This is a genomic window from Rahnella sp. CJA17(1/100) (genome assembly GCF_963881615.1).
Lineage (GTDB): Bacteria > Pseudomonadota > Gammaproteobacteria > Enterobacterales > Enterobacteriaceae > Rahnella > Rahnella aceris.
In genome coordinates this window covers 75,347-101,172 of the sequence record NZ_CAWOJA010000002.1, presented here as the reverse complement: position 1 = coordinate 101,172, position 25,826 = coordinate 75,347, and the positions used below count along the sequence as shown (strand labels likewise).

Sequence of the window (25,826 nt, the reverse complement as noted above, 5' to 3'; positions counted from 1 at the left end):
TGGGTAACTTTGAGGTGACTCAAAACGGGAAGCTGATCAGCTCCACGTTATCGGCGGTGACTTTCACCATCGAGCCTTCTTCGTGCCATGCGCCGAGTACCACGCGGTGGCCGGTTTTATTCCCCAGTGGCACATCGTGAATTGCCGGACGATGGGTGTGACCGTGGATCATCCACTCCACGCCGGCCATCTGCATTTCGCTGACCACCGCCTGCGGGTTCACATCCATAATTTCCAGTGATTTGCCCTGGTTTGACGCCTTGCTGTTGGCGCGCATTCTGGCAGCAATGCCCAGTCGCCATTTCAGCGGCAGCATCAGGAAAAGTTTCTGGATCAGCGGATTGTGGACTTTTTTGCGGAAGTTCTGATACGCGACATCGTCGGTGCACAGTGTATCGCCGTGCAGGATCAGGACGCGGCGGCCATAAAGTTCCAGCACTTTTTTCTCCGGCAGCAACGTCATCAGGCTGTCGCGGGCGAAACGTCTGCCGAGCAGAAAATCGCGGTTGCCGTGAATGAAGAAGCAGGGCACACCTTGCTGGTGTAACTGATTCAGTGCCGCCGAGATTTCAGCGTGAAGCGGCTGCGGATCATCGTCGCCAATCCAGGCTTCAAACAGGTCACCGAGAATGTACAGGGCGTCGGCCTGCGGCGCATCTTCACGTAGAAAACGCAGAAAACCGGCAGTGATTGCCGGTTCCTGTGCGCAAAGATGGATATCTGCGATAAAAAACGTGGTCATCCCGACGTTGATTATTCGCTGACTGTCACGCTTTTGATCACAACATCTTCTTTTGGAACGTCCTGGTGCATACCGCTGCGGCCGGTTTTGACGGCTTTGATCGCGTCAACCACGTCCTGACCTTCAACCACTTCTGCGAATACGCAGTAGCCCCAACCCTGTGCGTTTTTGCCGCTGTGGTTCAGGAAGTCGTTGTCAGTTACGTTGATGAAGAACTGTGCCGTGGCGGAATGCGGATCGTTGGTACGCGCCATCGCCAGCGTGCCTTTGGTGTTTTTCAGGCCGTTGTCTGCTTCGTTATTGATAGGCGCATCGGTGTTTTTCTGGTTCATGCCTGGCTCAAAACCGCCGCCCTGGATCATGAAACCGTTAATCACACGGTGGAAAATTGTGTTGTCGTAGAAGCCTTTACGGCAATAGTTCAGGAAGTTTTCAACCGTGGCTGGCGCTTTGTCAGCGAAAGTTTTAATGACGATGTCGCCGTGGTTGGTGTGGAAAGTGACCATAATTATCATCCTGCTAATGTTGATGTGTGCTCTTAGTAAGAGCGGCTACTATAGCCTTTTCTTATACCATAACTCAAAAGTTGCCGTCAGCAGCGGCTTTGTGACGACTAAAGCCCGTCCGGCGGCCTTATGCCGTTTCGGTGAAATCATTTTCGTTATATTATACGCGTTAGTGTCGCTTAAACGCGCCAACGCCATTTTCTACGCCCAACACACGGAATAGCCTGATGCTGAAGATTTTTAATACCCTGAGTCGCCAAAAAGAGGAATTCAAGCCAATTCATGCCGGTAAAGTCGGGATGTACGTGTGTGGGATCACTGTTTACGACCTGTGTCATATCGGCCACGGTCGCACCTTTGTGTCTTTCGACGTGGTGTCGCGTTACCTGCGTTACCTCGGTTATGACCTGAAATACGTGCGCAATATCACCGATATCGACGATAAAATCATTAAACGTGCCGCTGAAAATGGCGAAACGTTTATGGCGCTGACCGACCGTATGATTGCCGAGATGCATGCTGATTTTGCTTCACTGAACATTCTGCCGCCGGACTCTGAACCGCGCGCCACGCAGCACATTCACGAAATTATCGATATCGTGCAGAAGCTGATTGACCGTGACCACGCCTATGTCGCGTCGAACGGTGATGTGATGTTCTGGGTGGAAAGTGATCCGGATTACGGTCTGTTGTCCCGTCAGGATCTGGATCAGTTACAGGCGGGTGCGCGCGTCGAAGTCGAAGCCAACGTGAAACGCAATCCGATGGATTTCGTACTGTGGAAAATGTCCAAGCCGGGCGAACCGAGCTGGACATCTCCGTGGGGCGAAGGTCGCCCGGGCTGGCATATCGAATGTTCTGCGATGAACTGCAAACAGCTCGGTGCGCATTTTGACATTCACGGCGGCGGTTCAGACCTGATGTTCCCGCACCACGAGAACGAAATTGCGCAGTCAAGCTGTGCCCATGACGGCCCGTATGTGAATACCTGGATGCACTCCGGCATGGTGATGATCGACCGCGAAAAGATGTCCAAATCACTGGATAACTTCTTCACCGTGCGCGATGTGCTGAAATATTATGACGCTGAAAGCGTGCGTTACTTCCTGATGTCGGGTCACTATCGCAGCCAGCTAAACTACAGCGAAGAGAACCTGAAACTGGCGCGTACCTCGATGGAGCGTCTTTACACCGCACTGCGCGGCACTGACGCCGCTGCAACGCCAGCCGGTGGTGAGGCTTTCGTTACGCGCTTCCGTGCGGCTATGGACGATGATTTCAACACACCGGAAGCTTATTCCGTGTTGTTCGATATGGCACGTGACATTAACCGCCTGAAAACGGAAGACCTGTCTGCGGCCAACGGTCTGGCAGCGGAACTGCGGCAACTGGCAGGTGTACTTGGCCTGCTGGAGCAGGATCCGGAGCAGTTCCTGAAATCCGGTGCTCAGGCGGATAACGATGACGAAGTGGCTGAAATCGAAGCGTTGATTAAACAGCGTAACGATGCCCGCGCCAGCAAAGACTGGGGCATGGCGGATAAAGCGCGCGATCGTCTCAATGAAATGGGTATCGTGTTAGAAGACGGCGCGGCAGGGACCACCTGGCGTAGAAAATAGTCTATTCTTTTGTTCTTAATGCTGAATTATGGCTCCCAACCGGGGGCCATTTTTATAAGGATCATGCTGTGACAACCCTGTTTCTGACCTATCAGCCTCCGTATGACTGGCAATGGATGACGGCATTTCTCGGCGCGCGTGCATTGCAGGGTGTTGAACAGCAGGATGGCGAATATTACCAGCGTACGCTGGCGGTGATGCACCACGGCGAACGGCTGACCGGCTGGTTGCGGTTGCGTCCCTTGCCTGAGCGAAATGGCGTTGAACTGGAAGTGTCGGCGTCGCTTTCGCCGGTCACGGAGAACATAGCTGCACAGGTGCGGCGGTTGCTGGATCTGGACGCGCAACCCACGCTTATCGCCGAGGGTCTGGGGGGACTGGCTGACAATGCGCCGGGATTACGCCTGCCGGGCTGCGTCAACCGTTTTGAACTGATGGTGCGCGCGATCCTCGGGCAACTGGTGAGCGTGAAAATGGCGGCGACACTGGCGACGCGGCTGACTGAAAAATGGGGCGAACCGGTGCGTACGCCGTTTGCCGCGCTGACGCATTTGTTTCCGTCTGCGGCGGCCATCGGGCAGTTAACGGTAGACGATTTACGGGGTATTGGTGTGCAGGCCAAACGTGCAGCGTGTCTGATTAATATTGCGCAGGCAGTGGATGACGGGCGTTTGCCGCTGGATGACATCACCGATGTGCAGGACGGAATAAAACAGCTGCAGGCGATGCCGGGGATTGGCAACTGGACTGCCAGTTATGTGGCAATGCGCGCCTGGTCAGCGCCTGATGTTTTTCTCGGCGGTGACTATCTGATTAAACAGCGTTTTCCGGGCATGACGCCCGCGAAGATAGCCCGCTATGCCGAAGTCTGGAAACCTTGGCGCACCTACGCCACGCTGCATTTGTGGTTCAATAATGAGTGGCAGCCGGACACGCCGTAGGCGGGGATTAACGTGACACTTCTGTGCCAGACTGATGGTCTTCAGGGGGGACGGCGCCGCTGGTATGCGCGGTGGCCGTTTTTTGCGCCGGTTCATATTTATAAACCCGCCCGCGTCCGTTGTGTTTGGCGATGTAGCAGGCCATATCCGCCTGTGCCATGTATTCGCTGCCGGTGATGTTCGCATCGTTTATTTGCGTCATTCCTGCGCTGGCTCCGATCCGGTAGGCATTTCCTTCCCAGATAAATTTGAAATCGTTGATTTTGTCCACCAGATGCTGCAGCGTTGCCAGCCCTTCTTCCTGAGGACAATCAAATAAGATCAGCGCAAATTCATCGCCGCCCAGCCTTGCCAGCCGGTCGCTGTTGCGGATGTTCTCCTGCATCAGTGCGCTGATCTGGCGCAGCAGTTCATCCCCTGCGGCATGTCCTGCGGTGTCGTTAATCGCTTTAAAATGATCCAGATCGATAAACGCCAGACCGTGAGGCTGACGTTGTGTTGCAGTCAGATTCAGCGCTTTTTTCAGGCTCGATTCGAAACTGCCACGATTCGACAACCCGGTGAGTAAATCGTGAGAGGCGCTGTAACTGAGTTTTCGCATCAGTTCCCGGGATTTACTGACGTCCTGTAGCACCAGCACAATGCCAATCGGTTCGTCTTTCAGGGTGCGCAGCGGTGACACTGCCAGCTGAACATCAAACAAAGCCGTGTGATGCCCGTGCAGAATCAGCGAACGCTCAACGGAAGAGTGCAGATTTTCATTGATATCAAACTGCAAAAGATCGTCGATAAGCGGCCCTCCCGCTCCTTTGCTGATGCGCACGATGCGGCCTACCGGTTGCCCCTGCGCCTGCTGTTCTTTCCAGCCAGTCATTTTCTCTGCGACCGGATTCATGAAAGTGATATTCATATTCCGGTCGGTGGAGATCACCGCTTCATTGATAGAATTCAGCGTGATATGCAGCAGCTCTTTTTCTTCATGCAGCGCTTCCGAAAGGCGTTTGTTAGTCATTTCGGTGTGTTTAAGCTCGTTGATATCTTCAATCTGAGAAATGAAATACATCGGATTATGGTGTTCATCACGCACCAGAGATACGGCGAGGAATGCCCAGATAACTTCTCCGCTGCGGCGCAGATAACGCTTCTCCAGGGTGTAACTCTGGATGTCATCGTTCAGCAATTGCTGCAACAGCGCCAGGTCTTTGCCCAGATCTTCATGATAGGTAATTTCCTGGAACGTCAGGGTGGTCAGATATTCCGCCTCATAACCCAGCAGATGACACAGGGCTTTGTTCACCTGCAGCAGCTTGCCTTCCGGTGATACCAGCGTCATGCCAATTGCGGAATATTCCATGGCGTTTCGGAAGCGATTTTCACTTTGCGTGATGTGAGATTTTTCAGTACGCAACGCATGCATTGCCATCGCCATGGCATTCGCAGGCATCAGAATCAATAGCAGCGGCAGGAAAATCAGTCCCTGAGGGAGCTGATCCGCCAGGTGCGGCTGAACGGAAATAATGCCGCTGGTATGCAGTAACGCAATCATCAGTGTCATCGAGAGGAAAATGATGAACGATTCCATACGGGGTAAACGGATGGCAGCCGATAACAGCGGAATGGTGATAAAGGCGAAAGTGTAAGGCAGCCATTTCAGGGCCAGAAAACCGGCCGCCAGCGTCAGGATCAACGTCAGAAGCAGTCCGAAAAGACGCGGCGAGGTGATCAGTTTAACCAGATAGCCGCGCTGGTAGATAAGCCCCAGCGGCGTGAGCGCGAGGATCGCCACGGCTTCTGACATAAACCAGGTGGTAAAGCGGCTTTGTAATTCTGCCGGAGAATGAACATGCAGAATAAACAACAGCATGATTAACGCGCTGACCAGCGGGCAGAAGATCACCGCGACGAAAAGGAATTTCATCCAGGAACTCAGCCCCGAAAGCGGATCCTGTGCCGGCAATATTCTGCGCAATAAATCCGCACACAGAGAAGCCTCAATAAGGTTGTTGAGCAGATAAGGCAGATAGCGAAAGAAGGGCGTACCGAGGATCGTATGTGATGCCGCGATGCCCAGTGCGGCGGCGCACAGCAGCAGGATCCAGTCGCGATAGCGATGGTGGAATAAAACAGGGATCAGCAATGCTGTCGGTAGCCACAATCCGGCGAGGCTGGACGACTTCTGAATGATACTCAAACAGGCAAAGGCCAGCAGGCAGGTTGAGATGCCTAAAAGTAAGCAGGATGTCCAGTTTGCCCGATTAGCCCCAGTTGAGGGCGGCTTGCTATTTTCCACGGTGAAAACCTTTTTCTGGCTGACGGAGCGTTGCAGGCAGTCGCAGTGATACTTATTGATTAATGTTATCAATGCACTACCGCAGGGCGAACTGCGGCAGGGGTTAATGAGTACCGGAAAATCAGCGCTAATGATTAATATAAATTCTACATTACGCTGTAATAGATAACGAATTTTCCGGCCAGAAAGCCGGAATTCATTTTGTTAAAGCAGGAAAATGGTGGCAAGGCCGAGGAAAATGAAGAATCCGCCAGTGTCAGTCAGCGCGGTAATCATCACACTGGATCCGACCGCAGGGTCGCGGCCCAGGCGTACCATGGTGAGGGGGATGACGACACCCATCAGCGCGGCCAGCAGTAAATTTAGCACCATCGCCAGTGTCATCACCGCGCCCATCTCCCAGTTGCCATAGAGCAGCCAGGTGACAATCCCCATTAATCCGCCCCAGACGAGGCCGTTGATCAGCGCCACGCCCAGCTCCCTGAACATCAGGAATTTCAGATTGCCGAGCTGAACATGGTGCAGCGCCAGCCCGCGGACAATCATGGTGATGGTCTGATTGCCGGTATTTCCGCCGATACCGGCGACAATAGGCATCAGCGCGGCCAGCGCAACGAGCTGCGAAATTGTGTGTTCAAACAGGCCGATCACGCGGGAAGCCACAAACGCCGTACACAGATTGATGGCCAGCCACGCCCAGCGGTTACGCACGGCTTTGGTTACCGGCGAGAAAACATCTTCTTCAGGGCTTAAGCCACCCATGCGGCGTAAGTTACTGTCGGTGTCGTTATTGACGAAATCGACGATTTCTTCCACCGTCAGGCGGCCCATCAGTTTGCCTTTTTTATCCACGACGGCAGCGGTGATCAGGTCATAACGTTCGAACGCGCTGGCGGCGTCTTCGGCTTTGTCCTCCGGTTCAAAACTGGTGAGATCGGTGATCATTACGTCGGAAACCAGCGTATGCGGCGCGTTCAATAAAATCGTGGTCAGCGGCAATTCGCCAAGCAGCGTATTTTTCCGGTCAGTAATAAAGACTTTATCGGTTGCCTGCGGGATTGACTTACGTGAGCGGAGAAAGCGCTGAACGGTGCCCAGTGAGACATCCGGACGAACGGTCAGCAACTCGAAATCCATGATACGGCCAACGCATTCTTTGCTGAATTTCATCACTTCGCGAACTTTCTCTCGCTGGCGGGGATCCAGTGAGGTCAGTACACGGCCAATCAGGTCGCGGGGCAGATATTCCGCCAGATAAACCTGATCGTCCACATCCAGCAGTGACATGGTTTTGAGCAAATCCTTATCGCTCATTTCTTCGATCAGACTGTCCCAGACGGTTTCTGAGACTTCCACCAGCGCTTTACCGCGTGCTGCGGGTTCGACCAGCCGCCACAGCGCCAGACGCTCACGGATCGGCAGTGCTTCCAGTACGTCCGCAACGTCCGCCGCGTGAAGACTTTGTACCCGCGAGGTCAGCTCGGCGGTGTTGTCCATCAGTTGTGCGCGGGTGGCGTCATCAACATCAGGTTCCTCGCCCAGAATACTGTCGGCGAGGTCATCAGTGTTCAGAAGGAGATCGAGGATCCTGCTGCGGCTTTCAGCCAGTTTCTGGCCGTAATTCTTTGGTTTTCCACCAGACATTTGTGATCCTTAGTCCTTTGAGTAACGACAGGTTTTCAGCGTGCCGGTACAGGTTTTTGCGGGAGTCTGTTCCTGTAACTCCACAGTTTGCGTATCGGTCCGGGTTTGTTTTTGATTCTGATGATGTGAATACGCACCGATAGCGGAGTAGACCAGACGCCCGAACAAAATAATGAAGCTTATCGCTAAAACGATTTTCGTCATTCTGATGTTGGTTTTTCGAGACATAATTTAATCGCTTAAGTAAATCGTTGCTCCGGTGAAGGAATGAAGGTCTGCAAATGATAACGTTTACAATATATAACACATCTAAACAGGCAGCCAGATAATCGGATTAAGGGCAAACGCGCGGTTTAAAGGGGTATAAATCCATCAAACTTAAGACTTTTCGTTCTCCTTAAGAAGGATCGCATGAAATTGCCAAAAAATTTTATTTCATGCATCACGCGATGAATTTGTCTGAGATGAATTTTTGTCAAATCACAAAGATTGTGTTTATTGATATGCATCAAGGGATTTAAGATAAGTCACATTAGAATCCAGCCATATTTTAAAATTTATATCCCGGCCTCCGCTGTATTCTTTTTTCTTCTGCGTTTTTTCTGTGAGATGACGTTTTTACAACGATAATTGAGGACGGAACCTGTGGCCATCGTCATCGGACTGTCTGTCTGATGTCTATTACACCCTGAACCCTTCACTGCAGCATGAAGTTCATGCGCAAAACTTAGATGGACTTGATGCGTAAAAAATTTTCCTGGCAAGACATGCGCCATAAATGGTGGGGCCTTCCTGCGATTTTTGCTCTGGTGCTGATCCCGGTGACCTCGTGGCTTTCTCCGATGATTTCCCTGCCGGATGGCCGTACTTATCTCATTTATATGCCGATGGCGACCTGCGTCGCGTTGCTGATGGTATTTGACTGGGCCGCATTGCCGGGCATCGTCCTGACGCTTTTCCTGCGCTATTACCTGCGGATTGGCTTCGAGATGGGGATGCTGATGACGGTGATTTATTTCGCCGCGCTGTCTCTGGCCTGGCTGGGCTATCGCTGGCAGGCGGGAAGTCGCTGGTCCGCACCGCTCGGTCTGATGAATCTGGCGAAAGCCCGGGTAGGCTGGTTGCTGATTTTCCTGACATTATTCTTAGTCATCGTGCTGCAAGTTGTGATTGAAAGCGGATTGCTGCCCGATTATCTCGGCATGGCGACGCGGGACTTTTTCACGCTCAGGACCCTGGTCAATTTACAGGGGATGGTCCTTGGTATTCTGCTTAACTCGCATGTGATTTATCTGGTGATACGCATTATCCGCAAGCCGCATTATTTACGTGTGGTCTGCACGAGGTTGCGTCAGGAAATGGCACCAGGCGTGAAGTTTGCTGAGATTGTGCTGTGGTTTGCGGTTCTGGGGGGCATGGTCACGTTGTTGTGCCTGCCGGGGCTGAGTGAACCGTTCATGAAGATTTTACTCAGCGATTACACGCTGACGCTACTGTTTCCGGTATTGCTGTTTGGAGCCTGGCGCTACGGTTATTACTTTATCAGTATCGTCTGGACCGTCACCCTGACTGTGTTATTTGAATTCTATCAGGGGTTTATCTCCGAACACGGCTTTGTTCATAATCTGGTGTTCGTGTCCGCCCTGATGTTGGTCTATACGATGACGTTGTTGCTGATGGCGGCCATCGCCTCACGTCAGCGTCTGCTGATGAAAAAATCCAGCGCCGCCGCATTGCAGGATCCGGTGTTTGGTCTGCCAAACCTGCGTGCCTTCAACCGCGATCTGGCGAGCTATCCGCGTTCCATGCTGTGTTTTATCCGTGTTTCCGATATGGACGTGCTGAGCCGTAACTACGGCATGCAGTTGCGTATCCAGTTTAAACAACAACTGGCGCACGGGCTGAAGCCTTATCTGCAACCGGGTGAGCGGGTTTATCATTTACCGGGTTATGATCTGGTATTGCGGCTTAACTGCGAAGATTCGGATAAAAAATTGCAGAATTTGCATGGCTATCTGGAAGATTTCCGCCTGATCTGGAACGGCTTGCCGCTGCATCCCAATATAGGCTTATCGTACTGTACCGTGTATTCGCCAGTGGAACATCTGCCGATTTTGCTGGGCGAACTGAGCGGTATTGCTGAAGTTTCCCTGACCACCGGGCAGCCGGAATCCAATAAAAACGACCACAGTCAGGTACAACTGGAGATCAAAGAAAAAGTCGACATGCTGCATAAAATTCAGCGGGCACTGGATGACGATCGCTTTGTGCTGATGGCGCAACCCATCTTCGGGGTGCGTGGCGACAGTTATCATGAAATCCTGCTGCGTCTGTCTGACAGCGCAGAAGGAACGCTGATCACACCGGATAAATTCCTGCCGGTGGTGCATGAGTTCGGTTTGTCGTATCAGCTGGATATGTGGGTGCTGAAACATACACTGATGTTTATTAATCAGAACCGTGTTCATTTGCCGAGTCTGCGCTTTGCGGTGAATTTCACGCCCTCGACGCTGTGCCGCCCGACATTTAGCCGCGATTTTAAAACGCTGATGCTGGAGTATGAGGTAGAACCGTTCCAGATCGTGCTGGAAGTGACCGAATCCCATCTGTTGCAGAACATGAAATATGCCGACCTGGCGATGCGGGAATTGCGTTCCTACGGTTGCCGCATTGCGATTGATGACTTCGGTACAGGCTACGCCAGTTACGGTCGTCTGAAGGCTATTCAGGCCGATATCCTGAAAATTGACGGCAGCTTCGTGCGCAATATGCTCACTGATTCGCTGGACGCCTACATTGTGCAGTCAATCTGTCAGGTGGCGCGCATGAAGCATCTGTCGATTGTGGCGGAGTATGTGGAAACTGAAGAACAGAAAATCGCGTTGCACGAGCTGGGTGTGGATTACATGCAGGGTTATCTGGTAGGTAAACCGCAACCGTTAAACAAACTACTGGAATTCCCGATCGTCTGACATTGAGCGATGTCCGGAAAGAAAAAGCCCTCTGCGCATCAGATGCCAGAGGGCTCTTTTATTGCAACGAAACGGTTAGTTTTTCACAATACCGTCTTCTTCCTCGAGCATCAGTTTCCAGCCCGTCACGTCATCCCAGTAACTCTGTTCTCTTTCGAAATCCAGCTGAACCAGGTTGTTCTGAGCCAGATATCCGGCCGGGAAACGCAGCGTCCAGTGATTATCATCGGTAGATAACCGCAGGGATTCAGGCGTGGTCGTTGACTGACGCTGATTGTTGAGCAACGCCCCTAAACGCAGAAGCTGGATCAGCGGAATGTAGTGTTTCTTCTTGAACAGATTCAGGCGCGGCAGTTCTTCCAGCTTGATGGCTTTTCGGTGGAAACGGACCAGTGTGGCCAGCAGCGTTTGCTGTTCCTGATTGAAACCCGGCAAGTTGGTATTTTGCAGGATATACGAGGAATGGCGGTGCATGCCGGTGTGGTTAATGCTCAGACCGACTTCATGCAACATGGCGCTGAATTTCAACAGTGATTCCAGCTGTGGCTGCACCAGTTTGGTATTTTGCGCCAGCCACTGGGCATACAATTGCTCTGTGGTATCCAGCACACGGCGCGCCTGTTCACGGTCAATGTTGTAATGCTCAGCCAGACTTTTGGCGGTACGGGTACGGATATCCTGATGACGGAAACGGCCTTCCATTTCATACAGCACACCTTCACGCAGTGCGCCGTCAGAAAGACGCAGCTCTTTGATCGCCAGCGCATCGAACACGCCGCGCAGAATGGCAAGCCCCGGCACGAACACCGATTGCCTGTCTTCCGATAAGCCTGGTAAATCCAGGGCACTGAAATGTTTAAAGTTCAGTACCGCTTCGGACAGCATTTCCAGCCGTTCAGGGGTAATTAAGCCGTCTTTTTCGCCCATCGCGACCAGCACTTCGTGTGCCGCTTTAATACTGCCGGAGGCACCCAAAGCATACTGCCAGCCCTGCAGGCGGTACTGCCACGCCAGGGTTTCCAGCTTTTGCGCAGCAGCGAGCTGGGCACGTTTGAAGTTACTGCGGCTGATTTCGCCATTGGGGAAAAACATCTGCGCAAAACTGACACAGCCCATACGGCGGCTTTCGGCCAGCAACGGCTCGAAGTCCTCTCCGATGACCAGTTCTGTTGAACCGCCACCGATATCGACCACCAGCTTGCGGCCTTTTTCAGGCTGCGTATGTTCAACACCCATAAAAATAAGTCGTGCTTCTTCCTGCCCGGAAATAATTTCAATCGGGTAGGGAATGACTTCTTTGGCACGCTTGAGAAATTCCTCGGCGTTCACTGCCTGACGCAGCGTATGTGTACCGACGATAGTGACGTTATTTTCCGGAAAACCCTGCAGGCGTTCGGCGAATAAAGCCAGGCAATCCAGCCCGCGTTGAATGGCTTCTTCACTGAGCACATTTTTACTGTCGAGACCATCGGCCAGATGGACGCGCTGTTTCAGGCGTCCCAGGACCTGCAGCGCGCCGTTAACGACGCGTGCAATGACCATATGGAAACTGTTCGACCCGAGATCAATCGCCGCAATTTCCTGTGGCTTGGCATTCAGTGGGCTGCTTTTAAGGGGCATAGTTGTGTAACGCTCCAGGGGTTCAGGCTTGCTGACTTTGTTGTTCCAGCTCTTTCAGATATTCATAAATCGCCAGTTGCGCACGGACTTTGCGGCGATTTCCGCGTGGAACATACCGGTTGCTCAGTTCTTTATCAATCACTCTGGCTTTTACTGTGTCACTAAACAGCAGCTCAAGGATATCCAGAACGCGCTGTTTCAAACGCGGATCGAGCAGGGCGACGGCCACTTCAATACGATAATCAATATTACGCGTCATCCAGTCGGCAGAAGACAGGAAGACTTTAGAATCGCCACCATTTTCAAAGACATACACGCGATCGTGCTCCAGATAGCGGTCAATGATGCTGGTAACCTGAATGTTTTCGCTAAAGCCGGGTAAATTCGGCACCAGAGAACACATCCCGCGGATCAGCAGACGGATTTTCACCCCGACGTTAGACGCGACGTAGAGGCGGTCGATCAACCCTTTATCCACCAGATTATTGATTTTTAGCGTAATTCCGCCTGTTCCACCCGCCTGAACGTTAGCTATTTCACGGTCGATCAAACGGTAAAGCATGTCGCGCGAGTTTTGCGGTGACACCATCAGATGCTCGAACGACACCGGGCGGTAAGGGTTTTCAATAAAGTTGAAGACGCGGCGGACCTCGTTGGTGATCCTCGCATCGGCGGTGAGCAGCGAATAGTCGGTATAAAGGCGCGCCGTTTTCTCGTTAAAGTTACCGGTCCCGATATGAGCATAGCGGACAATTTCGTCGCCTTCGCGTCGGGAAATAAGAAAGAGTTTTGCGTGTATTTTCAGGCCCGGCGCAGAGAAAATAACGTGCACACCGGCTTCAGTCAGACGTTTCGCCCAGTGAATATTGGCTTCTTCATCGAAGCGCGCCTGCAGTTCGACGACAACAGTGACTTTCTTACCGTTGTGCGCGGCGTGGATCATCGATTCGATAATACGGGAATCTTTCGCCACGCGGTAAATATTGATTTTTATCGACAGCACGTTCGGATCGAACGATGCCTGACGCAACAGTTCCAGTACGTGCTCAAACGTGTGGTACGGATAATACAGCAGCACGTCTTGCTCGCGGATCGCTGCAAAGCCGTTGCGGAATTTATCGAACCACAAATGGCGCAGACGTGGCAGCGGACGGTTGACCAGATTGGCTTTGCCGACGTTCGGGAAGCCGATGAAATCTTTAAAATTGTGATAACGGCCACCGGCAATCACCGAATCATAATTGGAGATGCCAAGTTTACCGCGCAGCAGTTCGACCATTTCATCCGGCATATCACGCTGATAAACGAAACGTACCGGTTCGGCGGTCAGACGCTGTTTCAGGCTTGATGACATCAGCTCAAGCAGGCTCGATTCCATTTCCGTGACCAGATCATATTCGGCGTCGCGGGTCATTTTCATGGAGTACGCGTTCAGTGCATCGTAATCGAAGAAGCCTTTGAAAATATCATCCAGACAATAACGCAGGATGTTATCCAGCAGGATCATCGGTTTACGACGGCGTGGTGCTTCCGGCGGCAGGTTAACGAAACGCGGCACTTTATCGGACGGGATTTCCAGCAGCGCGTAATGGATCTCTTCGCCACGGATAATTTCTACTGCCAGATAGGTGTAATCGTCTTTGAGGAATTGCACCAGATTGGTATCGTGGTTAATCAGAATCGGTGTGATGTACTGGCGCAGCTGATGTTTGAAGTACTGACGCAGCCAGGCTTGCTGGTTTTCAGAAACCTGGCGTTCGTTAATCAGGAAGATCTGATTACGCGCCATTTCCAGAAGCAAATCGTTGTAAAGACTGTCGAATTCCTGATCAATGCGCAGCACCTTCGCCTGAATTTTTTTCAGCAAATGACGGGATGCGCCCAGAAAACCTTGTTCTTCACTGATGAGGATCCGTCGTTTTAAATCGGCAAAACGGACTTTATAAAACTCATCCAGGTTATTGGAGTAGATCCCTAAAAAACGCATCCGTTCGATCAGGGGATTGCTTTTGTCAGCCGCTTCCTGCAACACGCGCTCATTGAAGGACAGCCAGCTTAGTTCTTTCTCGATATAAAGCTTTTCCTGACCCATTTTCACTCCGTTCATTTAGCTTGCAACCTGGCCCATACAGGCAAATTTGCCTGAAAACACCGCAATGTAGCTCAACATATTCTTCGTGTTGCCCGCCTTTTAAGCGGCCAGCGCAGCAGGAAGTCATCTGTGAGAGGGGCCTAGTGTCTACTATCAATATTGCGAAAGATTGACAGGAAAGTCCAACATAACAAGGGATGATTTCAGGAGAGTCTTTAACGGGGAGACAAAAGAGAGAAAAGTGTTACCGATGAAAGACATTTGCATCCTTCACCGGTCATTATTTTACCGATTTATGTCGCGGTGGAATTAAACCGCGCTGGCGCCAATCAGGGATTCCGGTTTGACCTGAACAGGCTTGGTTTTGTATTTCGCCAGAAACTGCGGCTGGAAAATACACATGCGGATGGCGCTGCGATATTCGCCGTTCACAAAGAATTCCTGTTTCAGTTCACCTTCAAGCTCGAAGCCTAATTTGCTGTAAATGTGGATCGCCTTTTTATTTTCTTTATCCACGATTAAATACAGTTTGTAGAGGTTAAGAACGGAGAAGGCATAATCCATCGCCAGACGGACAGCGTCACCGGCAAAGCCTTTGCCCTGATGCTGCGGATCGATGATGATCTGAAATTCCGCGCGGCGGTGAATATGATTAATTTCCACCAGCTCGACCAGGCCGACCGGTCCGCTTTCGTATTCAATAATAAAACGGCGTTCGCTTTGGTCATGGATATGCTTGTGATACAAGTCGGTCAGTTCGACGAAAGCCTCGTAAGGTTCTTCAAACCAGTAACGCATGATGCTGGCGTTATTATCAAGACGATGAACAAACGACAGGTCGTCCTTTTCCAGTGGACGTAATCTGACGCTGTTATGGCTAAACATGGGGTGTTCCTCAACTATAAAAGCCGTTTTATGAGGGTAACCTTCGTAAATATGAAATCGGAAACAACCGTGTTCCCGATGAAGGTCGGCGCACAAACGACGTTTAAACGTGCGCCGGGATGTGCATTATATCGGGCGAAATGTAAACAAATGTCAAATGACGGAAAATAAAAAACCGGCGCATGGCCGGTTTATAGTGAAATCATGATGCAGTGGTAGATTAATCTTCTGCATATCCGCGTTCAGAAAGCGGATTGTTATCCAGCAGCGCCTGACCCTTTTGCAGCGACAAACGTCCGTCAACGAACCAGCTGACCACCAGCGGATAAATGCTGTGTTCCTGCGTTTGTATGCGGGCAATCAGCTCTTCTTCTGTATCGTCAGCAAACACCGGGACTTTGGCCTGTAAAATCACCGGACCGCCATCGAGTTCTTCAGTCACAAAATGCACGGACGTGCCGTGTTCCGCATCCTGATTTTCAATGGCCTGACGGTGGGTGTGCAGACCCGGATATTTTGGCAGCAGGGAAGGGTGGATGTTGATCATGCGTCCGGCAAAGCGCTGGACGAATTCAGCGGTCAGAATACGCATATAACCGGCAAGTACCACCAGATCAGGCTGGAAAGTGTCAATGGCATCCGCCAGTGCAACGTCAAATTCCGCCCGGTCCCGGTAAGCCTTAACATCCAGTGCATGCGCGGGAATACCGGCTAAACGGGCTCTTTCAAGCCCGTATGCAGCTGCTTTATTGCTGAAGACCGCACTGAGTGTTGCGTTGATTCGTCCCTGCTGGCAGGCATCAATCAGGGCCTGTAAATTGCTCCCCTCGCCCGATACCAGAACCACAATCCTTTTCATTTTGCTACCCGTCTTCAGTCAGTTGATTTACTGGTTTTATTCAATAACCACGCGTTCAGCGGAGTCAGAGGCTTTAATGTAGCCAATTTTCCACGCTTTTTCGCCATTATCGTTCAGTAATGCAATCGCCTGATCGGCCAGTTCTGCCGGAAGTGCCACCAGCATGCCCACACCACAGTTAAAGGTGCGGTACATTTCGTGACGGCTGACATTACCGGCGGTTTGCAGCCAGGTGAAGACATCCGGCCACTGCCAGCTTGATTCGTCGATAATCACCTGCGTGTTGTCCGGCAATACACGTGGGATATTTTCCCAGAAGCCGCCACCGGTCAGATGGACGATGCCGTGAACATCCACGTTTTCGATCAGGTTCAGAATCGATTTCACGTAAATTTTGGTCGGTGCGAGCAGGTGATCGGCCAGCGGTTTGCCTGCCAGATCGGTGGTTTCCGGGTCAGTCTTACTGACTTCCAGAATTTTGCGCACCAGAGAATAACCGTTGGAATGCGGGCCACTGGCGGCCAGGCCGATCAGCACATCCCCGTCAGCCACTTTGCTGCCGTCGATGATTTCTGATTTTTCCACCACACCCACGCAGAAGCCTGCCACGTCGTAATCTTCGCCGTGATACATGCCCGGCATTTCAGCGGTTTCACCGCCGACTAACGCACAGCCAGACTGTTTACAGCCTTCTGCGATACCGGTGATCACGCTGGCGGCAGTATCGACGTCCAGTTTGCCGGTGGCGTAATAGTCGAGGAAGAACAGCGGTTCAGCGCCCTGAACGATTAAATCGTTGACGCACATCGCGACCAGATCGATACCGATAGTATCATGGCGTTTCAAATCCATCGCCAGACGCAGCTTGGTGCCAACGCCGTCGGTACCCGAAACCAGTACGGGTTCACGATATTTTTGCGGCAGCGCGCAGAGGGCACCAAAACCGCCCAGTCCACCCATCACTTCAGGGCGGCGAGTCTGTTTTACTACACCTTTAATGCGGTCTACCAATGCGTTACCGGCATCGATATCTACGCCTGCGTCTTTATAGCTGAGAGAGGTTTTGTCGGTCACTGCGAAGTCCCCACGGCGGTTTGGGTTGGTGGTTGAAGAATAAAGCGGGGCAATTCTAACAGTGGAAGCAAACGTTTGCGAGCGCCTTATTCGATGATGAGTTTTAGGCTGTCTATACTCTAACCGGGTTACTGATGATCCAGATCAGGCTATTTGGTATGGCGTTCAAAAAAAATGGCGTTATAATCTCGCGATTTTTTTTTGCAGCTCAACCACCTTAGGAGAATAAATAATGAAGATCGTCGAGGTGAAACACCCGCTGGTGAAACACAAGCTGGGCCTGATGCGTGAAAACGACATCAGCACGAAACGTTTTCGCGAACTGGCTTCTGAGGTGGGAAGTCTGCTGACGTATGAAGCGACTGCTGATTTAGAAACTGAAAAAGTGACGATCGAAGGCTGGAATGGCCCGGTTGAAATCGATCAGATTAAAGGCAAGAAAATTACCGTAGTGCCTATCCTGCGTGCCGGTCTGGGCATGATGGAAGGCGTACTGGAACACGTTCCGAGCGCGCGTATCAGTGTGGTCGGCGTGTACCGTGATGAAGAAACCCTCAAGCCTGTGCCGTATTTCCAGAAACTGGTTTCTAACATTGAAGAACGTCTGGCACTGGTGGTTGATCCGATGCTGGCGACGGGGGGGTCTATGATTGCCACCATCGACCTGCTGAAAAAAGCCGGCTGCCAGAGCATTAAAGTGCTGGTGCTGGTTGCCGCGCCTGAAGGGATCGCTGCTCTCGAAGCTGCACACCCGGACGTTGAGTTGTACACCGCCTCGGTGGATCAGGGACTCAACGATAAAGGCTACATCATCCCGGGGCTCGGCGATGCGGGCGACAAGATATTTGGTACGAAATAAGCAGCAAGCAATAAGCCGACTAAGCAGTCGGCTTTTTTTTGAGATTTTTTTACCCGCCATTTTTTACAGAGGATCACATTCATGACCCGTCGTGTCATCGGGGTAAGCGAACGTCCGCCATTGCTGCAGACGATTCCCCTGAGTTTCCAGCATCTGTTTGCCATGTTTGGTGCCACCGTCCTGGTGCCCATTCTGTTTAAGATCAACCCGGCAACGGTGCTGCTGTTCAATGGCATAGGGACTTTGCTGTATTTATTTGTCTGTAAAGGGAAGATACCGGCGTACCTTGGCTCGAGCTTCGCGTTTATTTCCCCGGTGCTGTTGTTGTTACCGATGGGGTATGAGGTGGCGCTCGGTGGTTTTATTGCCTGCGGGCTGTTGTTCTGCCTGGTGGCGCTGATTGTTAAGAAAGCCGGGATTGGCTGGATTAACGTGATATTCCCGCCTGCGGCGATGGGCGCAATCGTTGCCGTCATCGGACTGGAACTCGCGGGCGTGGCGGCGAATATGGCCGGTCTGTTACCTGCCGAGGGCGCGGTGGTGGATTCCACCACCATTACCATTTCGCTGGTGACACTGTCCGTGACCATTCTGGGGTCCGTGCTGTTCCGTGGTTTCCTGGCGATTATCCCGATCCTGATCGGCGTGCTGGTGGGTTATGCACTGTCGTTCTTTATGGGGGTGGTGGATGTCTCAACGATCGAGAATGCGCACTGGTTCGCGCTGCCAACCTTCTATACGCCACGTTTTGAATGGGTCGCCATCCTCACGATCCTGCCTGCGGCGCTGGTGGTTATTGCCGAACACGTCGGGCATCTGGTTGTGACGGCAAACATTGTGAAGAAAGATTTACTGCGTGATCCGGGCCTGCACCGTTCGATGCTGGCAAACGGTTTGTCGACCGTGTTGTCCGGTTTCTTCGGCTCAACGCCAAATACCACGTACGGTGAAAACATTGGCGTCATGGCCATCACCAAGGTATACAGCACCTGGGTTATTGGCGGCGCGGCCATTCTGGCTATTCTGCTTTCCTGTATCGGCAAACTGGCGGCAGCCATCCAGGCCGTGCCGGTGCCGGTGATGGGCGGCGTTTCATTGCTGCTTTATGGCGTGATTGGTGCATCCGGTATCCGCGTGCTGATTGAATCGAAAGTGGATTACAATAAAGCACAAAACCTGATCCTGACCGCAGTGATCCTGATCATCGGTGTCAGCGGCGCGAAAATCCACATTGGTGCAGCGGAGCTGAAAGGCATGGCGCTGGCAACGATCGTGGGCATTTTCCTGAGTCTGCTGTTCAAAGTTATCGAGATTTTCCGTGGCGAAGAACAGATCATTGATGTTGAAGATGAGCGGGGAAATCCGCCGGTCTGATCTGCGCGTTTTTAAGTGAATCCCTGACCGGCGGGTGTATTGCCAGCCGGTCAGGTGCTCGGATCGCAAGCGGTTGCAACGGGCACAGTTCATTTCACAACGGATCCTTGCTAGAATTCGGCAGTTCCTTTTATTGACGTGACAACATCTGCGGTCATTATACCGCTTTGGTTGAGGTGCTTCTGAATACGCCGGCACAGCTTTCTTTGCCACTTTATCTTCCCGATGATGAAACCTTTGCCAGTTTTTATCCGGGGGAAAACCCCTCTCTGCTTTCTGCCATTCAGAGCGCATTGCATCAGGAACACGGCACTTATATTTATTTCTGGTCACGCGAGGGCGGCGGCCGCAGCCACTTGCTGCATGCAGCCTGCGCCGAATTATCACAGCGCGGTGAAGCCGTCGGTTATGTGCCATTAGACAAACGCGCGTATTTCGTGCCTGAAGTGCTGGACGGTATGGAGCACCTGGCGCTGGTGTGCATCGATAATATCGAAGGCATTGCCGGTGATGATGAATGGGAAGCGGCTGTTTTCCATCTCTATAACCGCATTCTTGAAACCGGCCGTACGCGCCTGTTTATTACCGGCGATCGACCTCCGCGTCAGCTCAATCTCAGCCTGCCGGATCTGGCTTCCCGTCTCGACTGGGGGCAAATCTACAAACTTCAGCCGCTTTCCGATGAAGAAAAACTTCAGGCATTGCAGCTACGCGCTAAACTGCGCGGGTTTGAACTGCCGGAAGACGTGGGCCGTTTCCTGCTCAAACGTCTGGATCGGGAAATGCGTACGTTGTTTATGACCCTGGATCAGCTCGATCGCGCTTCGATTACGGCGCAGCGGAAACTGACGATCCCGTTCGTGAAAGAAATTCTCGGGTTGTGACAGGAAGGGATGTCCGGGTTCGTTAGCACTGAACCCGAACTGAAAGCGCGGGGTTATAAAATCTCTTTGACCTGTTCCGGCGGACGCCCTAAACGCGCTTTGCCGTTGGCCACCACAATCGGACGTTCAATCAGCCGCGGATGATCGGCCATCGCCTGTAACAGCGCGTCCTCGCTCAGACTGGTATCCTTCAGATTCATGTCTTTATAAATCTGCTCACCCTTACGCATCAGTTCACGTGCTGAGCTGAAACCCAGCAGGCCGATCAATTCTTTCAGCTTATCCACTGACGGCTGCGTTTCCAGATACAAAATCACTTGCGGTTTAATGCCTTCTGCTTCCAGCAATTTCAGGGTTTCACGGCTCTTCGAACATGCCGGATTATGATAGATTGCGACGTCGTGTTGCATAAAATTTCCTCCATTCTGGCACTGAAATCAGCCTTTCTGATACTGACGGAATCGTTGCTGCAACTGACGAAGCTGGTCGATTCGTGCGTCATAACGGGCCTGTTCCAGACTGCCTAATTTTTGTAATGCGCTGGCATTGCTCAGCATTTCAATCGCCTGATCCAGACGTCCGACTAATGCCACGCTTTCCGCACGGGCAGCCAGTTCCTGCGCACGTAAACCCTGGGCGGCAGCGGCCTGAGACAACAAATCCCAACCATTCGGGTCACCCGGATAATTGAAAGTATAGCGGTTGAGGATTTTCATGGCATTGGCCGGTTTCGCGCCTTCGAGATAAGCATTGGCCAGATTGAGTTGCAGCACGGCGTTGGCACTGCTGGCCGCACCGGCCTGCTCCAGACGCGCTATCGCCTGCGGCGCACGTTTGCTGTCGATATCATTATCGGTGGCTAAATCGAGTAACCATTCGTTGCCCGGATTCTGAGCCAGCAGCGGTTCAAGGATCGTCCGCGCCTGATCGTATTTTTTGGCTTTATAAAATTGCAGTGCATGGCCGTATTTTGCCGCCAGTTGCTCGCGGATATTGCCATTGCTCAGTTTCAGCAGATAGTCGTCACTCAGCGGGAAGCTCTCTGAACCGTACATCCCCAATATGCGTACTTTCGCCAGGGTATAATCTTGTGAAGATTGCACAATCGGGTGCGGCATCTGGTTGGCGCGGTTACGGATATCGGCCAGACGGCTGTCGGGCAACGGGTGCGTCAGCAACATTTCCGGCGGACGGGTTGAGTAGCTCGCCTGATCTGCCAGTTTTTGCAGGAAGGCGGGCATCGCCTGCGGATCAAACCCCGAACGCTGTAAGACCTGAATGCCGATACGGTCGGCTTCCTGCTCATTGCCCTGCGTGAAGCTGATCATGCCTTGCTGCGTGCCTGCTAGTGTACCGGTCAGCGCCGCCATGCCCATTTGCGGACTGGCCATCGCCAGTAGAATTGACCCCAGCGCCCCCACCCAGGTGAGCGGCGCGTTACGTTGCTGGTCTTCCATCGCACGCGCCAGATGGCGCTGAGTCACGTGGGAAATTTCGTGCGCCATGACGGACGCCAGCTGGCTTTCGTTATCGGTATAACGGAACAGTGATGAGTGAAGCACCACATTGCCGCCAAAGAAGGCAAAGGCGTTCAGCTCATCGTTATTGACGATGAAAAAATGGAACGGCGTGCGGACGGAATAGGCATGCGCCACCAGCCGTTGCCCCAGTTCGTTGATGTACTGATTGAGCAGCGGATCGTTAATCAGCGGCGTGCTGGCGCGCATCTGACGGACATAAAAATCGCCCATCTGTAATTCCTGATTAATACTGAGTGTACCGCCTGCAGTCGTGCCGATGTCCGGTAATTGGTCGCTCACCGGCGGGGCTAAGGGCGAGTTAGGGCTTTTTACGGGGCTCACGGGGGTTGACCAGAATGAACTGTCATCCGCACCGGCGGGCGGTATGGAACCCGCCAGCAGGCTGCCCAGACACAGGGCAATCACCCTTTTTTTCAACCGCATGACCATAAACATTTGCTTCCCAATAAGTTAACCGCGATACCGATGAGCTTTGCGAGCCTTTCTTCTGCGGACAGTCAGTCAGACCATTATTTTCTTGCGCTTTTCTCTGCGCTGGTCTCTATAGTAGCTATCCGCGTGAGAGTTTAAAACACTCCGAAGCTACAGTCGTGTGACAACGAATTTTTTAAATAGTTACTTGTGTCTGAGCGCGCAGGGAACGAACAGCGCGTAGATGCCAGACCCGAAATTACAGGAGCGTTTTCTTAATGTTGGATATGTTATTACAGTGGTATCGCCGTCGCTTTACCGACCCGCAGGCTATCGCGCTGCTGGCGATTCTGGTCGCAGGATTCTGCATCCTCTATTTTCTCAATGGTATCCTTGCGCCGCTTCTGGTGGCGATCGTACTCGCCTATTTGCTGGAATGGCCGACGGTGCGTCTGCAACATGTCGGGCTTTCCCGCACGCTGTCGGTCAGCGTGGTGCTGATTATTTTTGCCGGTATTTTGCTGCTCGGTATGTTTGTCATTGCCCCGGTGACCTGGCAGCAGGGGGTGAACCTGATGACCGATTTACCGAGCATGCTGAACCGCTTTTATGATTTCGCCGCAACATTGCCGAAGCGTTATCCGGCGCTGGTGGATGCGGGCATCATCGATATGATGGCGGAAAACATGCGCAGCAAATTATCCGGGCTGGGTGAGTCAGTAGTGAAATATTCACTGGCCTCGCTGGTCGGTTTACTGACGCTGGCAATTTACCTGATTCTGGTGCCGATGATGGTGTTCTTTCTGCTCAAAGATAAAGAGCAGATGCTGAGTGCCGTGCGTCGCGTTCTGCCACGCGATCGCGGGCTGGCCGGACAGGTTTGGGTGGAGATGAATCAGCAGGTCACCAACTATATTCGCGGCAAAGTGCTCGAAATGATTATCGTCGGAGTGGCCACGTATCTGGTGTTCTGGGTGATGGATTTGCATTATTCGCTGCTGCTGGCGGTGCTGGTCGGCGTATCCGTTCTGATCCCGTATATCGGCGCGATGCTGGTGACCATTCCGGTGGTGATTGTCGCGATGTTCCAGTGGGGGCTGGGCGCGGATTTCTGGACGCTTTTCGTCGCCTATCTGGTGGTGCAGGGGCTGGACGGTAATGTGATCGTGCCGCTGTTGTTCTCCGAAGCCGTTAACCTGCATCCGCTGGTGATTATTCTTTCTGTCGTGGTGTTTGGCGGTCTGTGGGGATTCTGGGGGGTGTTCTTTGCCATACCGCTGGCGACGCTGGTCAAAGCCGTGGTTCACGTCTGGCCGGATGAATCACTCAACGAAACGGTCTGATTTTTTCTGCTTACCGCACCCAATAAAAAAAGCGCGTCTGCGCTTTTTTTGTCTCCACAATCTGACCGTGTCGGCTATTTACCGTTGAGGTAGGCCATGACGATGTCATGGTGATTGGTGGTTTTGAAATCGTCGAACACTTTCTCGACTTTGCCATTGCCGTCGAGCAGGAAGCTGATGCGATGGATGCCGTCGTAGGTTTTCCCCATAAAGGATTTTTCACCCCAGACGCCAAACTGCTCACAGACCTGATGATCTTCATCGGACAACAAGGTGAAGTTCAGCAACTCTTTCTCAGCAAAACGCGACAGTTTTTCCGGTTTATCGGTGCTGATCCCCAGCACTTCTACTCCGGCATTTTTTAACTGATCCATGTTATCGCGCAGTCCGCAGGCTTGTACGGTACAACCCGGCGTCATGGCTTTAGGATAGAAATAGACCAGGACTTTCTGTCCCTGGAAGTCGGCCAGATTAATTTGTTCACCGTCTTGGTCGGGCAAACTAAATTGCGGCGCAGGGTCACCGGCTTTCAGTGGGCTCATTGTCTTTCTCCATATCTCTTAGCGATTACTGCAGTTTATCTTCATTCTCAGAATAACTAACCACGTTAATACTGCCTTGCGCTTTCAGTTCTGTACATAGCTGATGAAACGCCTGCTCAATAATTGCCGCATCGGTATTGGCTGCGCTGTGCGCCGTTATTTGAATCGATAACTGCGCCGGCGTGGCGGCATCTGCCGGGCGCGTTTTTGAGGCAAGTTCGGCGATATTCATCTGATGCGTATCGAATAAATCGGTAAAACGTTCGATCAGATGCGGAGAGTCTTTCACCTCCACTTTCACCCAGACCGTAGCAGGCATTGGCTGGCGTTCATGTGCGCTGGTTCGCTTCATCACGATCAATAATTCCAGCTCTGCGCCTTTTTGCGGCAGGGTGGATTCGATCAGTGTAATCGCGTTCCAGCTTCCGGAAAGCAGCATGATAAACGTAAACTCATCACCGAGCATCGCCAGACGGCTGTCTTCAATATTACAGCCGCAGCTGCTGACCTGACGGGTAATGGTGTTGACGATACCCGGACGATCAGCGCCTAAGGCGGTGATCACGAGATAATGTTGTTGTGGCTGCGGCAAAATAGGTCTTCCTGTCGTGCTTGGGAGTATTCCCAAGGTAAACATAAAAAAAACCGCCGGACAAGCGGTTACCGCTCGTTGATTGCTTGCTTTTGCAGTGGTGTCAAAAGTACCATGAGTGACCTGTTTGTGGAGGGGAAGGTCAATGTTTACGGGAAGTATTGTTGCACTGGTTACGCCGATGGACACCAAAGGTGCTGTCGATCGCGCGAGTCTGAAAAAACTGATTGATTATCATGTGTCCAGTGGTACTGCGGCGATCGTTTCCGTTGGCACGACCGGCGAGTCGGCCACGTTGAGCCATGAAGAGCACGGTGACGTGGTCTTACAGACGCTGGAACTGGCTGATGGACGCATCCCTGTTATCGCAGGCACTGGCGCAAACGCGACTGCTGAAGCGATTTCTCTTACGCAACGTTTTGAAAAAAGTGGCGTTGTTGGTTGCCTGACAGTCACCCCTTATTACAACCGTCCGACGCAGGAAGGTCTGTATCAGCACTTCAAAGCCATCGCTGAAAATACCTCTTTGCCGCAAATTCTCTACAACGTGCCTTCACGTACCGGCTGCGATATGTTGCCGCAGACTATCGCGCGTTTAGCAAAATTGAAGAATATTGTTGCTGTTAAAGAAGCAACAGGGAACTTAAGTCGGGTTAGTCAGATCCAAGTGCTGGTTGATGATGAAGATTTCATTTTGCTGAGCGGCGATGACGCCAGCGGTCTGGACTTTATGCAACTCGGTGGTAAGGGCGTTATTTCCGTCACGGCTAACGTAGCTGCCCGTGAAATGGCCCAACTTTGTGAGCTGGCAGCGCTTGGCAACTTTGCCGAAGCGCGTCGCCTGAATCAGCGCCTGATGCCTTTGCATCAGAATTTGTTTGTAGAAGCAAACCCAATCCCGGTGAAATGGGCCTGTAAGGCACTGGGGTTGATGGCAACCGATACGATGCGTCTGCCTATGACGCCGTTAACAGATGCTGCCCGTCCGGTCGTGGAAGAAGCATTAAAAAGCGCCGGTTTGCTGTAACTCTTAGGA

21 protein-coding genes and 1 pseudogene are annotated in these 25,826 nt (G+C 52.2%); 8 read left to right on the top strand and 14 right to left on the bottom strand.

The window, feature by feature from the left end:
- Positions 1-19: 19 nt before the first annotated feature.
- A complete protein-coding gene (gene lpxH / locus AACU55_RS01370) occupies positions 20-742 on the bottom strand; it encodes a UDP-2,3-diacylglucosamine diphosphatase (RefSeq protein WP_015690296.1) in 723 nt (240 codons plus the stop codon).
- An 11-nt stretch (positions 743-753) separates the two neighbouring features.
- On the bottom strand, positions 754-1,248 hold the full coding sequence (ppiB, locus tag AACU55_RS01365; RefSeq protein ID WP_013576575.1) for a peptidylprolyl isomerase B: 495 nt from the start codon (positions 1,246-1,248) through the stop codon (positions 754-756).
- Between the two features lie 227 nt (positions 1,249-1,475).
- Here ppiB and cysS point away from each other — a divergent pair, with 227 nt between their 5' ends.
- Together cysS and alkA are read left to right on the top strand one after the other, a co-directional pair.
- Positions 1,476-2,867, top strand: coding sequence for a cysteine--tRNA ligase (cysS, locus tag AACU55_RS01360; protein WP_013576574.1), 1,392 nt, complete (start codon positions 1,476-1,478; stop codon positions 2,865-2,867).
- Positions 2,868-2,935: 68 nt separating this feature from the next.
- Complete coding sequence (alkA, locus tag AACU55_RS01355) at positions 2,936-3,808, top strand: DNA-3-methyladenine glycosylase 2 (RefSeq protein WP_134706530.1); 873 nt, start codon at positions 2,936-2,938, stop codon at positions 3,806-3,808.
- Positions 3,809-3,815: 7 nt separating this feature from the next.
- Here the strand turns inward: alkA and AACU55_RS01350 are convergent, their stop codons facing one another.
- From AACU55_RS01350 to AACU55_RS01340, 3 genes are all read right to left on the bottom strand, one after another.
- Positions 3,816-6,098, bottom strand: a complete 2,283-nt coding sequence (locus tag AACU55_RS01350; RefSeq protein ID WP_134706529.1) for a diguanylate cyclase domain-containing protein — start codon at positions 6,096-6,098, stop codon at positions 3,816-3,818.
- Positions 6,099-6,302: 204 nt separating this feature from the next.
- Positions 6,303-7,742 (bottom strand): magnesium transporter, encoded by a 1,440-nt coding sequence (gene mgtE / locus AACU55_RS01345; RefSeq protein WP_037036915.1) that lies wholly within the window; start codon positions 7,740-7,742, stop codon positions 6,303-6,305.
- Between the two features lie 9 nt (positions 7,743-7,751).
- Positions 7,752-7,970, bottom strand: a complete 219-nt coding sequence (locus AACU55_RS01340) for a YfgG family protein (protein ID WP_013576570.1) — start codon at positions 7,968-7,970, stop codon at positions 7,752-7,754.
- A gap of 512 nt (positions 7,971-8,482) precedes the next feature.
- Between AACU55_RS01340 and AACU55_RS01335 the strand changes: the two genes are divergently transcribed.
- Complete coding sequence (locus AACU55_RS01335) at positions 8,483-10,714, top strand: sensor domain-containing phosphodiesterase (RefSeq protein WP_240785670.1); 2,232 nt, start codon at positions 8,483-8,485, stop codon at positions 10,712-10,714.
- Between the two features lie 75 nt (positions 10,715-10,789).
- On the opposite strand, the gene ppx is transcribed toward AACU55_RS01335, so the two are convergent.
- The 5 genes from ppx to purM form a co-directional block, all read right to left on the bottom strand.
- Positions 10,790-12,334, bottom strand: coding sequence for an exopolyphosphatase (ppx, locus tag AACU55_RS01330; RefSeq protein ID WP_013576567.1), 1,545 nt, complete (start codon positions 12,332-12,334; stop codon positions 10,790-10,792).
- 22 nt (positions 12,335-12,356) lie between these two features.
- The gene (ppk1, locus tag AACU55_RS01325; protein WP_013576566.1) at positions 12,357-14,426 is read right to left on the bottom strand and encodes a polyphosphate kinase 1; all 2,070 of its coding nucleotides are present in this window, start codon (positions 14,424-14,426) and stop codon (positions 12,357-12,359) included.
- Positions 14,427-14,735: 309 nt separating this feature from the next.
- On the bottom strand, positions 14,736-15,311 hold the full coding sequence (gene speG / locus AACU55_RS01320) for a spermidine N1-acetyltransferase (protein ID WP_013576564.1): 576 nt from the start codon (positions 15,309-15,311) through the stop codon (positions 14,736-14,738).
- Between the two features lie 220 nt (positions 15,312-15,531).
- Positions 15,532-16,170 carry a phosphoribosylglycinamide formyltransferase gene (gene purN / locus AACU55_RS01315; protein WP_013576563.1) on the bottom strand — a complete coding sequence of 213 codons (639 nt, stop codon included), beginning with the start codon at positions 16,168-16,170 and terminating at the stop codon, positions 15,532-15,534.
- Between the two features lie 36 nt (positions 16,171-16,206).
- Positions 16,207-17,244: a phosphoribosylformylglycinamidine cyclo-ligase gene (gene purM, locus AACU55_RS01310; protein ID WP_015690292.1), complete on the bottom strand. Its 1,038-nt coding sequence runs from the start codon at positions 17,242-17,244 to the stop codon at positions 16,207-16,209.
- A 232-nt stretch (positions 17,245-17,476) separates the two neighbouring features.
- On the opposite strand from purM, the gene upp reads away from it, so the two are divergent.
- From upp to hda, 3 genes are all read left to right on the top strand, one after another.
- The gene (gene upp / locus AACU55_RS01305; RefSeq protein WP_013576561.1) at positions 17,477-18,103 is read left to right on the top strand and encodes a uracil phosphoribosyltransferase; all 627 of its coding nucleotides are present in this window, start codon (positions 17,477-17,479) and stop codon (positions 18,101-18,103) included.
- A gap of 81 nt (positions 18,104-18,184) precedes the next feature.
- Positions 18,185-19,477 carry a uracil permease gene (gene uraA, locus AACU55_RS01300; protein WP_134706527.1) on the top strand — a complete coding sequence of 431 codons (1,293 nt, stop codon included), beginning with the start codon at positions 18,185-18,187 and terminating at the stop codon, positions 19,475-19,477.
- A gap of 176 nt (positions 19,478-19,653) precedes the next feature.
- Positions 19,654-20,361 (top strand): DnaA inactivator Hda, encoded by a 708-nt coding sequence (gene hda / locus AACU55_RS01295; protein WP_013576559.1) that lies wholly within the window; start codon positions 19,654-19,656, stop codon positions 20,359-20,361.
- A 53-nt stretch (positions 20,362-20,414) separates the two neighbouring features.
- On the opposite strand, the gene arsC is transcribed toward hda, so the two are convergent.
- The gene (gene arsC / locus AACU55_RS01290) at positions 20,415-20,771 is read right to left on the bottom strand and encodes an arsenate reductase (glutaredoxin) (RefSeq protein WP_134706526.1); all 357 of its coding nucleotides are present in this window, start codon (positions 20,769-20,771) and stop codon (positions 20,415-20,417) included.
- Between the two features lie 27 nt (positions 20,772-20,798).
- Positions 20,799-22,175, bottom strand: a pseudogene (locus AACU55_RS01285) (beta-barrel assembly-enhancing protease); the annotation flags it as partial.
- A 416-nt stretch (positions 22,176-22,591) separates the two neighbouring features.
- On the opposite strand from AACU55_RS01285, the gene AACU55_RS01280 reads away from it, so the two are divergent.
- Complete coding sequence (locus AACU55_RS01280; protein WP_013576556.1) at positions 22,592-23,656, top strand: AI-2E family transporter; 1,065 nt, start codon at positions 22,592-22,594, stop codon at positions 23,654-23,656.
- Positions 23,657-23,730: 74 nt separating this feature from the next.
- On the opposite strand, the gene bcp is transcribed toward AACU55_RS01280, so the two are convergent.
- Both bcp and AACU55_RS01270 read right to left on the bottom strand, forming a co-directional pair.
- Positions 23,731-24,198 carry a thioredoxin-dependent thiol peroxidase gene (gene bcp, locus AACU55_RS01275; protein WP_013576555.1) on the bottom strand — a complete coding sequence of 156 codons (468 nt, stop codon included), beginning with the start codon at positions 24,196-24,198 and terminating at the stop codon, positions 23,731-23,733.
- Positions 24,199-24,223: 25 nt separating this feature from the next.
- A complete protein-coding gene (locus AACU55_RS01270) occupies positions 24,224-24,790 on the bottom strand; it encodes a glycine cleavage system transcriptional repressor (RefSeq protein ID WP_013576554.1) in 567 nt (188 codons plus the stop codon).
- A gap of 145 nt (positions 24,791-24,935) precedes the next feature.
- Between AACU55_RS01270 and dapA the strand changes: the two genes are divergently transcribed.
- Positions 24,936-25,817: a 4-hydroxy-tetrahydrodipicolinate synthase gene (dapA, locus tag AACU55_RS01265; RefSeq protein ID WP_013576553.1), complete on the top strand. Its 882-nt coding sequence runs from the start codon at positions 24,936-24,938 to the stop codon at positions 25,815-25,817.
- The last annotated feature ends 9 nt before the right edge of the window (positions 25,818-25,826 follow it).

What these genes read in the sequence shown, in the direction of transcription:
- lpxH (WP_015690296.1), bottom strand. Translation starts at nt 742, where the DNA reads ATGACCACGTTTTTTATCGCAGATATCCATCTTTGCGCACAGGAACCG.
- ppiB (WP_013576575.1), bottom strand. Translation starts at nt 1,248, where the DNA reads ATGGTCACTTTCCACACCAACCACGGCGACATCGTCATTAAAACTTTC.
- cysS (WP_013576574.1), top strand. Translation starts at nt 1,476, where the DNA reads ATGCTGAAGATTTTTAATACCCTGAGTCGCCAAAAAGAGGAATTCAAG.
- mgtE (WP_037036915.1), bottom strand. Translation starts at nt 7,742, where the DNA reads ATGTCTGGTGGAAAACCAAAGAATTACGGCCAGAAACTGGCTGAAAGC.
- AACU55_RS01340 (WP_013576570.1), bottom strand. Translation starts at nt 7,970, where the DNA reads ATGTCTCGAAAAACCAACATCAGAATGACGAAAATCGTTTTAGCGATA.
- AACU55_RS01335 (WP_240785670.1), top strand. Translation starts at nt 8,483, where the DNA reads ATGCGTAAAAAATTTTCCTGGCAAGACATGCGCCATAAATGGTGGGGC.
- ppx (WP_013576567.1), bottom strand. Translation starts at nt 12,334, where the DNA reads ATGCCCCTTAAAAGCAGCCCACTGAATGCCAAGCCACAGGAAATTGCG.
- ppk1 (WP_013576566.1), bottom strand. Translation starts at nt 14,426, where the DNA reads ATGGGTCAGGAAAAGCTTTATATCGAGAAAGAACTAAGCTGGCTGTCC.
- speG (WP_013576564.1), bottom strand. Translation starts at nt 15,311, where the DNA reads ATGTTTAGCCATAACAGCGTCAGATTACGTCCACTGGAAAAGGACGAC.
- purN (WP_013576563.1), bottom strand. Translation starts at nt 16,170, where the DNA reads ATGAAAAGGATTGTGGTTCTGGTATCGGGCGAGGGGAGCAATTTACAG.
- upp (WP_013576561.1), top strand. Translation starts at nt 17,477, where the DNA reads ATGAAGATCGTCGAGGTGAAACACCCGCTGGTGAAACACAAGCTGGGC.
- uraA (WP_134706527.1), top strand. Translation starts at nt 18,185, where the DNA reads ATGACCCGTCGTGTCATCGGGGTAAGCGAACGTCCGCCATTGCTGCAG.
- arsC (WP_134706526.1), bottom strand. Translation starts at nt 20,771, where the DNA reads ATGCAACACGACGTCGCAATCTATCATAATCCGGCATGTTCGAAGAGC.
- AACU55_RS01280 (WP_013576556.1), top strand. Translation starts at nt 22,592, where the DNA reads ATGTTGGATATGTTATTACAGTGGTATCGCCGTCGCTTTACCGACCCG.
- bcp (WP_013576555.1), bottom strand. Translation starts at nt 24,198, where the DNA reads ATGAGCCCACTGAAAGCCGGTGACCCTGCGCCGCAATTTAGTTTGCCC.
- dapA (WP_013576553.1), top strand. Translation starts at nt 24,936, where the DNA reads ATGTTTACGGGAAGTATTGTTGCACTGGTTACGCCGATGGACACCAAA.